Origin of the sequence: Luteimonas salinisoli (assembly GCF_013425525.1) — a bacterium.
GTDB classification, from domain to species: Bacteria; Pseudomonadota; Gammaproteobacteria; order Xanthomonadales; family Xanthomonadaceae; genus Luteimonas; species Luteimonas salinisoli.
This window is the reverse complement of the sequence record NZ_JACCKA010000051.1, coordinates 1-11,971: the sequence shown is the minus strand read 5'-3', so window position 1 is coordinate 11,971 and position 11,971 is coordinate 1. Positions and strand designations below refer to the sequence as shown.

The 11,971-nt window shown below is 72.8% G+C and carries 9 protein-coding genes; 8 read left to right on the top strand and 1 reads right to left on the bottom strand.

Annotated elements, in window-relative coordinates; all coding sequences use genetic code 11:
- The first annotated feature begins 2 nt into the window (after positions 1-2).
- The 6 genes from H0E84_RS07710 to ybeY all read left to right on the top strand — a co-directional run bounded on the left by H0E84_RS07710 (position 3) and on the right by ybeY (position 8,464).
- A complete protein-coding gene (locus H0E84_RS07710; RefSeq protein WP_180678065.1) occupies positions 3-2,798 on the top strand; it encodes a nitrate reductase in 2,796 nt (931 codons plus the stop codon).
- Positions 2,795-3,835 carry a DNA-binding protein YbiB gene (gene ybiB, locus H0E84_RS07705; RefSeq protein WP_180678064.1) on the top strand — a complete coding sequence of 347 codons (1,041 nt, stop codon included), beginning with the start codon at positions 2,795-2,797 and terminating at the stop codon, positions 3,833-3,835. Before H0E84_RS07710 ends, ybiB begins: the two co-directional genes overlap by 4 nt.
- Positions 3,832-5,220, top strand: a complete 1,389-nt coding sequence (locus H0E84_RS07700; protein WP_180678063.1) for an MFS transporter — start codon at positions 3,832-3,834, stop codon at positions 5,218-5,220. The genes ybiB and H0E84_RS07700 overlap by 4 nt, the downstream gene beginning before the upstream one ends.
- Positions 5,217-6,743 (top strand): siroheme synthase CysG, encoded by a 1,527-nt coding sequence (cysG, locus tag H0E84_RS07695; RefSeq protein WP_180678062.1) that lies wholly within the window; start codon positions 5,217-5,219, stop codon positions 6,741-6,743. The genes H0E84_RS07700 and cysG overlap by 4 nt, the downstream gene beginning before the upstream one ends.
- 170 nt (positions 6,744-6,913) lie before the next feature.
- Entirely contained in the window at positions 6,914-7,882 is a 969-nt protein-coding gene (locus H0E84_RS07690; RefSeq protein ID WP_425600471.1) for a PhoH family protein, read from the top strand.
- Between the two features lie 99 nt (positions 7,883-7,981).
- Entirely contained in the window at positions 7,982-8,464 is a 483-nt protein-coding gene (ybeY, locus tag H0E84_RS07685) for an rRNA maturation RNase YbeY (RefSeq protein WP_180678060.1), read from the top strand.
- Positions 8,465-8,518: 54 nt separating this feature from the next.
- Here ybeY and H0E84_RS07680 read toward each other — a convergent pair whose 3' ends face one another.
- Positions 8,519-9,040, bottom strand: coding sequence for a hypothetical protein (locus H0E84_RS07680; RefSeq protein WP_180678059.1), 522 nt, complete (start codon positions 9,038-9,040; stop codon positions 8,519-8,521).
- Between the two features lie 413 nt (positions 9,041-9,453).
- Between H0E84_RS07680 and H0E84_RS07675 the strand changes: the two genes are divergently transcribed.
- Positions 9,454-10,329, top strand: a complete 876-nt coding sequence (locus H0E84_RS07675; protein ID WP_180678058.1) for a CorC family transporter — start codon at positions 9,454-9,456, stop codon at positions 10,327-10,329.
- Between the two features lie 5 nt (positions 10,330-10,334).
- Positions 10,335-11,579, top strand: coding sequence for a lipoprotein N-acyltransferase Lnb domain-containing protein (locus tag H0E84_RS07670; protein ID WP_180678057.1), 1,245 nt, complete (start codon positions 10,335-10,337; stop codon positions 11,577-11,579).
- Positions 11,580-11,971 lie beyond the last annotated feature (392 nt).

Below are 11,971 nucleotides of genomic sequence, written 5' to 3'. Positions count from 1 at the left end.
GCATGCTGCCCGAGGCCGTACCCGCTCCCCGCACGCAACGGCGCGAAACGCGCTCCACCTGCTGCTACTGCGGCATCGGCTGCGGCGTGGTGATCGAAAGCGGGCCCGGTACGGACGGCCGCGACGCCATCCTCGGCGTGCGCGGGGACGAAACGCATCCGGCCAACTTTGGACGGCTGTGTTCGAAGGGCGCGACCCTGCACCTGAGCGCGGCACCCGAGGTCTACGCCCAGGCGCGCGCCGCGACCCCGGAAGTGCGTACCGCGCGCGACCGGCCGCGGCAGCCCTGCGGCTGGGACGCGGCCCTCGACCTGGTGGCGGGGCGGCTGGAAGGGATCGTCCGCGCGCACGGTCCGGACGCGCTGGGCATCTACGTGTCCGGACAGCTGCTGACCGAGGACTACTACGTCTTCAACAAGCTCGCCAAGGGCCTGGTCGGCACCAACAACATCGACACCAACTCGCGGCTGTGCATGAGCTCGGCGGTCGCCGGCTACAAGCGGACGCTGGGCGCCGACGCGCCGCCGTGCTGCTACGACGACCTCGACCACGCCGGCACCGTGTTCGTGGCCGGCGCCAACCCGGCGTTCGCCCATCCGGTGCTGTACCGGCGGCTGGAGGAGGCGCGCCGGCGCAATCCGCGCATGCGCCTGGTGGTCGCCGATCCGCGCCGCACCGACACCGCCGAGGGGGCCGACCTGCACCTGCCGCTGGCGCCGGGCAGCGATGTGGCGCTGTTCCTCGGCATGCTCGCGGTGATGCTCGCCGAGGACCTGGTCGCGCGCGACTATGTCGCCGCCCACACGAGCGGCTTCGCCGAGCTCGAGGCGCTGGCGACGCAATGGCCGGTCGACCGCGCCGCCGCCGAATGCGGACTGCCCGGCGACGACATCGCCGCCGCCGCACGCTGGTTCGCGCAGGGCCCGACGCTGTCGCTGTACTGCCAGGGCCTGAACCAGTCGAGCTCCGGGACCGACAAGAACGCCGCGCTGATCCATCTGCACCTGGCCACCGCCCAGATCGGCAGGCCCGGCGCCGGGCCGTTCTCGCTGACCGGACAGCCCAACGCCATGGGCGGACGCGAGGTGGGCGGCATGGCCAACCTGCTCAGCGCCCACCGCGACCTGGCCAGCGAACGCGACCGCGCCGAGGTCGCTGCGCTGTGGGGCCTGCCGTCGGTGCCCGCGCGACCGGGCAGGACCGCGGTCGAGATGTTCGAGGCCGCCGCCGCCGGCGAGATCCGCGCGCTGTGGATCGCCTGCACCAATCCCGCCCAGTCCCTGCCCGACCAGCGCATGGTGCGCCGGGCCCTGGAGCGGGCCGAGTTCGTGGTGGTCCAGGACGCCTACATCGGCACCGCCACCGCGCCTTACGCCGACGTGCTGCTCCCGGCCAGCGGCTGGGGCGAGAAGGACGGCACGGTGACCAATTCCGAGCGCCGCATCTCGCGGGTCCGCGCCGCGGTGCCCGGATATGCGGACTCGCGCGAGGACTGGCGCATCGCCCGCGACGTGGCGGTGCGGCTCGAGGCGCGCCTGCGCCCGGGCCGGCCCAGCCTGTTCCCCTACGCGTCTGCCGAACAGGTCTGGAACGAGCACCGGGAAAGCACCCGCGGCCGCGATCTCGACATCACCGGCCTGTCCTACGCGATGCTGGAAGCCGAGGGCCCGCAGCAGTGGCCGCTGCCCCAGGGTGCGCGCGAAGGTCTTGCCAGGCTCTACGCGGATGGCCGCTTCGCCACCGCGGACGGGCGCGCGCGGTTCGTGGCGTCGGCGCCGCGCGCACCCGCCGAACCGGTGGACCGCCATTATCCGTTCGCCCTGACCGGCGGCCGCCTGCGCGACCAATGGCACGGCATGAGCCGCACCGGCACGGTCCCGCAGTTGTTCGGCCACGCCCCGGAGCCGACCCTCGATCTCCACCCCGCCGACGCTGCGCGCATCGGCGTGGGCGACGGCGATTTCGTCTACGCGACCTCGCGCCGCGCCAGCCAGGTGATGCGCGTGCGCCGCGATCCAGGGCTGCGCCCGGGCAGCGTGTTCGCCGCGATGCATTGGGGCGAGGAATGGGTCGGCGGCCGCGGCAGCCACGCCGCCGCGCTCGGGATCAACGCGCTGACCAGTCCCGCGCTCGACCCGGCGTCGCGGCAGCCCGAGCTCAAGCACACCGCGGTCAAGCTGCTGCGCGCCGAACTGCCGTGGCAGTGGGTGGTCGCCGGCTATCCGCGCGACCCCGACTGGCTGGCGCTGCAGCGGCGGCTGAGCGCGACGTTCGCCGACTACGCCTACGCCAGCTGCGTGCCGTTCGGCCGAGAGCGCAGCGGGCTGGCCTGGCGCGTGGCCGCGCACGCGCCCGTCGACGGCACCCGGGTGCGCGAAATCGAGGCGCTGTTCGGCATCGACCGTGGCGCGCTGAGCTACAACGATCCGCGCCGCGCCTCCACCCGGCGGCTGCGGATCGAGGACGGCCGCCTCGCCGCATTGTCGCTGGCGGGCGACGTGTCGGCGTACGGTTGGCTGCTGGAATATCTCGAGGGCGGCGTCCCGGTCGGTGCGCTGGGACGCCTGCTGTTGCTGCCCTCGCGCTCCCCGCCGAAGGCGCACAGGCCGCGCGGGCGCACCGTGTGCACCTGCATCGGCGTGGGCGAGCAGGCCATCGGGGACTGGCTGCAGGCGCATCCGCTCGCCGCCGACGAGGCGCTCGCCGGGCTGCAGGCGGAGCTGCGCTGCGGCACCGCCTGCGGCTCCTGCGTGCCGGAGCTGCGGCGCCTGGTCCGCGAGCGCGAGTGCGCGGCATGAACGCGCCGGCCGCTGGATTCGACGTCGCCGCGCTGGTGCGCGAGCTCGGTCGCGGTGCGCGCAGCGCGCGTGCGCTGCCACGGGTGCAGGCGCGCGAGCTGTTCGCAGCGATGCTGGACGGGCGCATCGAGGATCTGCATTTCGGCGCCCTGCTGATCGCCTACCGCATCAAGGGCGAGGATGCCGGGGAACTGGCCGGCATGCTCGAGGCCGCACAGGCCGGGCTGGATCCGCTGCCTCCGCCAGGCGCCGCGGCCACGCCGGTGGTGATCGCCAGCTACAACGGCGCGCGCCGGCTGCCGAACCTGGTGCCGCTGCTGGCGCTGTCGCTGGCCGCCCGCGACATCCCGGTGCTGGTGCACGGCGAGCCCGAAGACGGCTACGGCCGGGTCGCGACCGCCTCGGTGCTGGCCGCGCTCGGCGTCCACCCCTGCACGTCGATCGCGCAGGCGGCGCGGGTGCTCGCCGAAGGCCGCGACGCCGGTGGATCCTGGCCCGGCCAGCGGCTGGCGTTCGTGCCGATCGGGGTGCTCTCCCCGCCGCTGGCGCGGCTGCTGGAACTGCGCCGGCGCATGGGGCTGCGCAACAGCGCGCACACCGTGGTCAAGCTGCTCGATCCCTTCCAGGCACCGGCCCTGCGCCTGATCAACTACACCCACCCCCCGTATCGGGACGCCATGGCGGAACTGTTCCTTCGCCACGCCGTCCCGACATCGCCGGGCGTGCTGCTCGCGCGCGGCTGCGAGGGCGAGGCGGCGGCGGACCCGCGCCGCCAGGTGGCGATCGAGCGGTTCGCCGACGGGGACGCTGCGCTGGTGGCCGAAGCCGGCCGCGACCCCGCGGACCCCGGCGCCCCGCTACCCGCCATCGATGCGCCTTCCACCGCCCACTGGACGCGCGAGGTGCTGGCCGGGAACGCCGCGGCACCCGCATCGCTGCGGCGCCAGCTCGATCTCGTCGCCGCCCTGTGCGCGCCGCCCCCCGCCGCCGCGCGCTCCCGGCGCCCACAGGCACCCACCCCGGAGACACGCCCATGAACACCCTGCGCCGCCAGCTGCGCAGCGGCGACTGGAAGTCGCTGCTGGCCTGCTTCCTGTACTTCGATACCGGCTTCACGGTGTGGGTGATGTACGGCCCGCTGGCGCAGTCGATCACCCTCGACCTGGGCCTGATGCCGTCGCAGACCGCGTTCCTCACCGCGGTGCCGATCCTCGCCGCGGCGCTGCTGCGGGTCACCTTCGGCAACCTGTACCAGGCGGTCGATGGCCGCAGCCTGGCGCTGGTCGGCATCCTGCTCTCGTCGATCCCGCCGGCGGTGCTGCTGCTGATGCCGGGAACGCCCTCGCTGAGCCTGCTGCTGGTGCTCGGCGTGCTGCTGGGGATGGGCGGCGCCAGTTTCGCCGTGGCCATGCCGATGGCCGGCAGCGGGTTTCCGCCCAACGTCCAGGGGCTGGTGCTGGGCCTGGCCGCGGCCGGCAACATCGGCGCGGTGATGGATGGGTTCCTGCTGCCGCGCGTGGCCGAATACGTCGGCTGGCAGCGCTCGATGGCGGCGTCCCTGCCGCTGCTCGCCATCGCCGCGGCGGCACTGCTGCTGTGGGGGCGCGACCACGCGCCGAAATCGGGCAGCGCGCTGCGCGCCGCGGCGGCGTTCGGGTTCAGCCTGGTCGCGCTGATGCTGCTGGTGCTGGCGATCGACGCGGATCTGCTGGGCCTGGGCGGCCGGAGCGGGATGCTGCTGCTGCCGGTGGTCGGTTCGCTGCTGATGGTCGCGGTGCTCCCGGCGCGTTGTCGGGCCGTGTTCGCGCGTCGGGACACCTGGGCGGTGATGCTGGTGTACGCGGTCACCTTCGGCGGCTTCGTCGGCATGTCGTCGTACGTGAGCCCGCTGCTGATCGACCTGTATGGCATTTCCCAGGTCGAGGCCGGCGTATGGATGGGCATGCTGGCGCTCACCGGCGCGCTGGTGCGCCCGGTCGGCGGCTGGCTGGCCGACCGGGTCTCGGGCGTGCGCGCGCTGCTGGTGGTGCTGGCGCTGATCGCCGGCTGCGACCTGCTGTTCGCCGCACTGGAGCCGGGCTTGCAGCTGGGGATCGGCCTGTTGCTGGCGCTGTACCTGCTGTTCGGGATCGGCAACGGCGCCACCTTCCAGCTGGTGTCGCTGCGCTGGGCCGGAACCACCGGGCTGATGTCGGGCGTGATCGGCGCCGCCGGCGGGATCGGCGGCTTCTACCTGCCGATGGCGCTGGGCACGGCGCGGGAGGCGTTCGGGGGCTACTCGGTGGGGTTCGCCCTGTTCGGCGGCATCTCGGCCGCCGCATGGCTGGTGGTGTTCGTGCTGCGCCGGCAGTGGCTGCGCTGGGCGGCGCCCGCGGCCGCGGAGGCTGAATCCCCGTCGCTGGCCGGGGCCGAATCCGCATGAGCGCTACTCGGCCGCCGCTGTCGCAGGCCGACGAAACGGGCCCGCGCCTGTTCCCGATGTTCGCCGATCTCGCCCGCCGGCCGGTGCTGCTGGTCGGCGGGGGCGCGGTGGCCGAGCGCAAGGCCCGGCTGCTGCTGGCCAGTGGCGCCTGCCTATCGGTCGGCGCACCGGCGCTCACCCCGGCGCTGTGCCGGTGGCGCGACGAGGGGCGGGTCCGGCACCTGCATGGCGCGTTCCGCACCGACTGGCTGCTGGGCCAGCGGCTGGTGGTGGCGGCGACCGACGATGCCGCGGTCAACCGCACCGTCGCCGCGGCCGCCGAGGCCGCGAACCTGTTCGTCAACGTGGTCGACGACGCTGCGCTGTCGAGCTTCCAGGTGCCGGCGATCGTCGACCGCGCGCCGCTGGTGGTGGCGATCTCCTCGGGCGGCGCCGCACCGATGCTGGCGCGGCGCGTACGCGCGCGGCTGGAGGTGCTGCTGGAGCCGTCGCTCGGCGCGCTGGCGCGGCTGCTGCAGGCGATCCGGCCGCGCATCCGCGCACGCTTTCCGGACATGCCGGCCCGGCGCGACTTCTACGACACGCTGCTGGACGGCGAGGTGCCGCGCCTGCTCGAACAGGCGCGCGACGCCGAGGCGGCGGCCGCGGTCGACGCCGCGCTGGGTTCGGCGCGCGCGGCCGCGCCGCGGGGCCGCGTGACCCTGGTCGGCGCCGGCCCGGGACGCCCCGGCCTGCTGACCCTCGACGCGCTGCGCGCCCTGGGCAGCGCCGACGTGATCCTGTTCGACCGCCTCTGTCCGCGCGCGATCCTCGAGGTGGCGCGGCGCGACGCCAGCTTCATCGACGTCGGCAAGCAGGGCGGCGGCGCGCACGTGCCGCAGGACCGCACCAACGCGCTGATGCTCGAACACTCCCGCGCAGGCGCGCACGTCGTGCGTCTGAAGGGCGGCGACCCGTTCGTGTTCGGCCGCGGCGGCGAGGAACTGGAGTTCCTGCGTGCGCACGGCGTGCCCTACCGGGTGGTGCCCGGCATCACCGCGGCGCTGGCCTGCGCCGCGCATGCCGGGATCCCCCTGACCCACCGCGACCACGCGCAATCGGTGCGCCTGGTCACCGCCCATTGCCGCACCGCCTTCGACGCGGCGGACTGGAAGGCGATGGCGGTGGGCCGCCAGACCCTCGCCGTGTACATGGGCACGCGCGAACTCCCCGGACTACTCCGCAACCTGGTGGCCCATGGCCTGTCGCCGGCGACGCCGTTCGCGCTGGTGGAAAACGGCGGCCTGCCCCAGCAGCGCGTGATCTGCGGCACTCTGTCCGAACTGGTCGAACAGGCCGCAGGCCACGAAGTGCGGTCGCCGGCGTTGCTGGTCCTCGGGCCGACCGCAGCATTCGCCGAACGGCTGCACTGGTACGGCGCCGCACCGCTGAGCGCGCCCGCGTCCGCCCCCGCGGTCGGGCCGGATTGCACCGGCGGCAACGGCCGCCCTTCCCGGGAGGATGCGGCCCCGGTTCCGGCGTGAGGGGCCGCGTCGCGGGAGCGACCGTCGCAGTGCCGGGGCCCGGCGGCGCGAACCGCGGAGGGCCGTTGCGCCACGACTCCACCGGCCGGCAGGCGTTCGCAAGGGCCGAGCCGGCGGGGTGTTAACCTCTGGCGCCCCTCGCCCGTCCCCCCGCCATGTCCGCCGCTGCCGTGTCCGAATTCGCCCTGGAACCCGCCGATACCGAGCGCCTGGCCAACCTCTCGGGCCCGTTCGACAGCCACCTGCGCCAGATCGAGCTGCGCCTGGGCGTGGAGATCGCCAACCGCGGCAACGTGTTCCGCGTCAGCGGCCGCAGCGACGATGCCGTGGAACAGACCGCGAAACTGCTGCGCGCGCTGTACGAGGAGGCCGCCACCGAGACCCTCGACACCCACGCGATCAACGTGCGGCTGAGCCGCGCCAGCATCGAGCGGGTGGCGGAGGAGTTCGAGCCCCAGGAAGTGGCGGTGAAGGTGAAACGCGGCACCGTGCGTGGCCGCGGCGCCAACCAGGCCAAGTACCTGCACGCCATCGCCACCCACGACATCAATTTCGGCGTCGGCCCCGCCGGTACCGGCAAGACCTTCCTGGCGGTGGCGATGGCCGTGGAAGCGCTGAACGAATCCAAGGTGCAGCGGCTGGTGCTGGTGCGCCCGGCGGTGGAGGCCGGCGAGAAGCTCGGCTTCCTGCCCGGCGACCTCAGCCAGAAGGTGGATCCCTACCTGCGTCCGCTGTACGACGCGCTGTACGAGATGCTCGGCGTGGAGAAAGTGATCAAGCTGCTGGAGAAGAGCGTGATCGAGATCGCCCCGCTGGCCTACATGCGCGGGCGCACGCTCAACGACGCCTTCGTGATCCTCGACGAGGCGCAGAACACCACCATCGAGCAGATGAAGATGTTCCTGACCCGGCTCGGTTTCGGCAGCACCGCGGTGGTCACCGGCGACATGACCCAGATCGACCTGCCGCGCAACGTCAAGTCCGGGCTGCGCGACGCGATCGAGGTGCTGCGCGAGGTCGAGGGGGTGAGCTTCACCTTCTTCGAACCCCGCGACGTGGTGCGGCACGCGCTGGTGGCGCGGATCGTCAGCGCCTACGAGGAGCGCGACGCGCAGGACGCGCAGACCGGCCCCGCCTGAACGCGGGCGGTCGCGCGGCGGCGGTGCAAACGAGGCGACGTCGGGCGCTGCGCCGGGCGCCACGGACGCCCTCCCCCGCGCCGATCTACAATCTCCCCCATGACCAAGGGTCCTTCCCGCCTCGATGTCGCCGTCGGCTACGCGGTCCCGCGCAAGGGCATCCCGGCGGCGCCGAGCTTTCGCAGGTGGGTGGCCGCCGCGCTCGCAGGACGCATCCGCGAGGCGGACCTGGCGATCCGCGTGGTCGGGACCCGGGAAGGCCGCGCGCTCAACCGCCACTACCGCGGACGCGACTACGCCACCAACGTCCTCAGCTTCCCGGCCGACGTGCCGGAGGGCCTGCCCGAAGGGGTGCACCTGCCGCTGCTGGGAGACCTGGTGATCTGCGCCCCGGTGGTGGCCCGCGAGGCGCGCCAGCAGGGCAAGCAGCCGGCGGCGCACTATGCCCACCTCACCGTGCACGGCACCCTGCACCTGCTCGGGTGGAATCACGAGGACCCGCGCGAGGCGGAATGCATGGAGCAGCTCGAGCGCGAGATCCTCGCCGGGCTCGGCATCGCCGACCCCTACCTGGACGCCTGAGCCCGGTCCGGCCGCGACGCCGTCCGCCGCGGCCGGACCCGCCCCACGGAAAGCTCACAGGCAGTCGACCAGGCCGTCGAAGATCGAGCCCCGCCCGCCCGGCAGCGGCGCGTACAGCGGCGACCGCCCCTGCACGGCGGCCAGCAGTTCCTCCAGCGTGGTACCGGGGGCCAGTGGCGTACGGCAGTGCCAGGCCTGCGTCTGCGCCACCACCTTGCCGGTGGAGGGCTCGATGCGCTCGTCGCTGGCGGCGAACACCCACAGGCACATGCCGATCCGCCCGCTCGTCCGGTGCACGGAGCAACTGAAGCGCAGGGCCTCGGTGTTGGTGTACTCGCCCTCGCAGAACGTGTCGCCGCAGATGTCGTCGAAGTCCCGCTTCAGCTGCCAGGTCATGCCGTACCAGGCGTTGATCTGGTCTTCGCCATGGATGTAGGCGGAGGCATCGACGTAGGGACCGGCGTAGGCCGGTTTCGCGGCGGCGGCAGCGATCTGCAGCGTCGAGGCCAGCAGGATCGCGCCGCAGGCGGCGGCAGCCAGCCGGCCCGAAAAACGCATGGATCGTGGTGTTGCCATGGTGCTCCTCCTTGAGCGGCGATGCAGCGTAGTGCGCGAATGTCGCGCGCGAATCCAGCATGCATCGACGGAGTCGCCGCGGCCATCGCGAAACGCCGAAAACGCCGTCGGAAAGATCCGCCATCGACGGTCGGAATCCCCCGACGCGGCGCCGCGCGGCGCACCCTGGCCCGCCCTGCGCTCACGTACTCCTCGCAATACCGGCGATCTGCCTGCTGCTGATGGCGGTCGCCCACCTGTGGCTGCGGTTTCCGCCGAGGGCCGCTGGAATGGCTGTGGGGTGCCGGCTGCCCGACCCTCGGGCCACGCGGCGCCCCGCCCTCGGGGCCTCCAGATCCGGCTGCTGGACAGCGGGGCGGGTTTCCGCGCTAGACTTCGGCCGTCGCCCGCCCCAGGGTGCCCCCGCAACCGCAATGCCCGAAGACGACAGTCGTCCCTCCTCCCAGGAACCTCCCGAAAAACGCCGCAGCTGGCTCGACCGCATCAGTTCGGCGATCTCCGGCGAACCGACCACCCGCGACGACCTGGTCGAGATCCTCCGCGACGCTCAGGCCGGCGGCCTGATCGAGGCCGACACCCTGCGCACGATGGAAGGTGCGTTGGCGGTGTCCGGCATGACCGTCGGCGACGCGATGATTCCGCGTTCGCAGATGGTGGCGCTGCCGATCGACGCGCCGTTCGTCGAGGTGATGCAGCAGGTGGTCGAGTCGGGGCATTCGCGCTTCCCGGTGCACGGCGAGGACAAGGACGAGATCCTCGGCATCCTGCTCGCCAAGGACCTGCTGCGCGGGGTGGTGCCGCGCAGCGGCCAGGTGCGCCTGCGCGAGCTGCTGCGGCCGGCGGTGCTGATTCCCGAGTCCAAGCGCCTGGACGTGCTGCTGCGCGAGTTCCGCCAGTCGCGCAATCACATGGCGATCGTGATCGACGAGTATGGCGGCGTGGCCGGGCTGATCACCATCGAGGACGTGCTGGAGGAGATCGTCGGCGAGATCGACGACGAGTACGACGAGGCCGAGGACAACAGCGCGCTGATCGCGGCGCAGGCCGACGGCCAGTACCTGGTGAACGCGTTGACCCCGATCGAGGATTTCAACGAACGCTTCGGCGCCGATTTCGACGACGACGAGTACGACACCATCGGCGGCCTGGTCACCGCGGCGATCGGGCACCTGCCGGAGGCCGGCGAGGAGCTCACCCTCGGCCGCTTCGGCTTCCGCGTGGCGCGCGCGGATTCGCGCCGCCTGCATGCGCTGCATGTGAGCGTGCACACCGACCTGCAGGACGCCTGAGCCCGATGGGCGCGTCTTCGCTGCAGGGCGCCCGCGGGCGACGCGGCGGTGCGTCCACGCGGCCGGCGACGTTCCTGTCGCTCGCCTTGATCGTGGCGCTGCTGTGCTGCCTGCCCGCCGCGGCGGCGCCGCGCGTGGGCGTGATCACGATGCTGCCGGGAGAGATCTTCTTCGAGCGTTTCGGCCACAACGCGATCGTGATCGACGACCCGGCGCGCGGCGAGCCGCTGTCCTACAACTTCGGCTTCTTCGATCTGGACGAGCCGGACTTCCTCGGCAACTTCGTGCGCGGGGAGATGCGCTACCGTCTGGCGGTGCTGCCGTTGGCCGAGGATCTGGCCTACTACCGGGAAGTCGGGCGCGGCGTGTCGATCCAGTGGCTGGACCTGGACGACGCCCGCGCCATCTCTCTCGCCGACGCGTTGGCCGTCAACGCGCTGCCGGAGAACGCGCGCTACCGCTACGACTATTTCACCGACAACTGTTCGACGCGGGTGCGCGACGCGCTCGACGCCGCGCTCGACGGTGCGCTGCGGCGGCAGTTGCAGGGGCGCTCGCGCGGCAACACGTACCGCAGCGACGCGGTGCGGCTGGCTTCGCCGGCGTCGTGGATGTGGCTGGGCTTCGATCTCGGCCTGGGCCCGGCCGCCGACCGTCCGCACTCGTTGTGGGAGGACGCGTTCGTGCCGATGCGCCTGGCCGATGCGCTGCGCGAGGTGCGCAACGCCGGGGGGCGTCCGCTGGTCGTCGCGGAGGCGGAGCTGGTGCCGCACCGGCTGGCGCCGGAGCCGGCGGAGGCGGCGCGGCCGTGGTGGCCCTGGCTGCTCGGGGGCCTGCTGGCGGCGGGCGCGACGGCCTGGGCTGGCGCGCGCGCGCCGCGCCGGCTGGCGCTGGCGGCGCTGCCGTTCTGGAGCCTGACCGGGCTGGCCGGGCTGACGATGCTGTTCATCTGGTGCTGCACCGCGCACCGTTTCGGCTGGAGCAACCACAATCTGCTGCTGCTCAACCCGCTGTCGATCCTGCTGCTGCCGGGCGGTTGGAGGATGCTGCGGGGGCGACCGGCCGGGAAGTTGTTCGGATGGACTCTCGTGGCGGTGACGCTGGGCGCGATCCTGGCGTTGTTCCTGCAATGGCTTCCGCTGCTGCCGCAGCGCAATGCCCACTGGATCGCACTGCTGCTCCCGATCCACCTCGCCCTCTTCACCGCGCTTTCCCCTCACCGCCGCGGTCCGGCAACGATCCCGCGCTGAGTCGCGAACTCCTCCCGCGCCAGGCAGTCCCATCCAGTGCGAGGATCCATCACCGTCGCCACGGGGCTGCGCCAGTAAATAGCCGCCTCTGGCAGATGGCTCCTTGGAAAAAGCACCTTCGGTTGAATGCGCGGGGCGTGAGCCGCGCCGGGGGTGTTGCTCCGCCCTTCGGTCCGGCCGCGCCAGGCAGTCCCATCCGTTGCGAGGATCCATCACCGTCGCCACGGTGCTGCGCCAATGAATAGCCGCGTCTGGCAGTTGGTTCGTTGGAAGAGCGCCTTCGGTTGACCACGCGGAGCGGGAGCCGCGCCGGGGGTGTTGCTCCGCCCTTCGGTCCGGCCATCCATGGCCGGACTCAGGGCCGCTGCACATCCATGTGCAGCTCTCCGCAA

Bases quoted from the DNA above. Each gene is read 5' to 3' on its own strand.
- H0E84_RS07710 (WP_180678065.1), top strand. From the start codon at position 3: ATGCTGCCCGAGGCCGTACCCGCTCCCCGCACGCAACGGCGCGAAACG.
- ybiB (WP_180678064.1), top strand. From the start codon at position 2,795: ATGAACGCGCCGGCCGCTGGATTCGACGTCGCCGCGCTGGTGCGCGAG.
- H0E84_RS07700 (WP_180678063.1), top strand. From the start codon at position 3,832: ATGAACACCCTGCGCCGCCAGCTGCGCAGCGGCGACTGGAAGTCGCTG.
- cysG (WP_180678062.1), top strand. From the start codon at position 5,217: ATGAGCGCTACTCGGCCGCCGCTGTCGCAGGCCGACGAAACGGGCCCG.
- ybeY (WP_180678060.1), top strand. From the start codon at position 7,982: ATGACCAAGGGTCCTTCCCGCCTCGATGTCGCCGTCGGCTACGCGGTC.
- H0E84_RS07680 (WP_180678059.1), bottom strand. From the start codon at position 9,040: ATGGCAACACCACGATCCATGCGTTTTTCGGGCCGGCTGGCTGCCGCC.
- H0E84_RS07675 (WP_180678058.1), top strand. From the start codon at position 9,454: ATGCCCGAAGACGACAGTCGTCCCTCCTCCCAGGAACCTCCCGAAAAA.
- H0E84_RS07670 (WP_180678057.1), top strand. From the start codon at position 10,335: ATGGGCGCGTCTTCGCTGCAGGGCGCCCGCGGGCGACGCGGCGGTGCG.